Raw genomic sequence first — 718 nt, forward strand, 5'->3', positions numbered from 1 at the left:
TTTTAACGCGGTTAGCGTCAGGTTTACTCTTTCAAATTGAGCAAGTATTAAGGCTAATTGATATTAATCACCAACCAAAGGCGGCGTAGCAATTAGACGCCGCCATTTTTAGGACTGCATACATGTTCAGAGCGTTAGTAAGTTACTTATTTTTTCTACCTTTTTGTTCACTTGCACAAACAGTAACAGATCCCTCTCGTGATAGAGAGATCCCCATTGAAACCTACTTTCCTGATAACGCGGTTAACTGCTCATCCACTGCTCGCTGCGCCGTTGCAATGTTAAGTGCAGGGTATGGAGTGTCGCATAAAGACTACCAATTTTTGACGAAAACGCTCAATCGAGCCGGTTATTTAGTCGTCGCGGTTGGACACGAATTACCAAGCGATCCACCGCTGTCTGTAGAAGGTAACTTATACGAAACACGCGCTGAAAATTGGCAAAGAGGTGCAGACACCTTATCTTTTATTCGCGCCCATTTTAAAACTCAGCTTCCAGCGTATAACTTCGATAAAGTATTGCTTATTGGACATTCCAATGGTGGAGATATATCCGCATGGCTTATCAATCATGGTGCTACATTTGCTGATCATATTATTACATTGGATCACCGCCGCGTACCGCTACCAAGGGATCCAAAAATCAAGGTGCTTTCCATCCGAGCAAGTGATTTCCCAGCTGATCCGGGCGTATTGCCAAATAACGAAGAGCTTAAAAA

General features: G+C 43.3%; 1 protein-coding gene. It reads left to right on the top strand.

The genetic code is table 11. The features are described from left to right. Positions 1 to 122: 122 nt before the first annotated feature. Positions 123 to 718 (top strand): alpha/beta hydrolase (locus D9603_RS21580; RefSeq protein WP_128732861.1); only part of this gene is annotated, 596 nt, incomplete at its 3' end.

This window comes from Pseudoalteromonas sp. PS5, from assembly GCF_004103255.1.
GTDB classification, from domain to species: domain Bacteria; phylum Pseudomonadota; class Gammaproteobacteria; order Enterobacterales; family Alteromonadaceae; genus Pseudoalteromonas; species Pseudoalteromonas peptidolytica.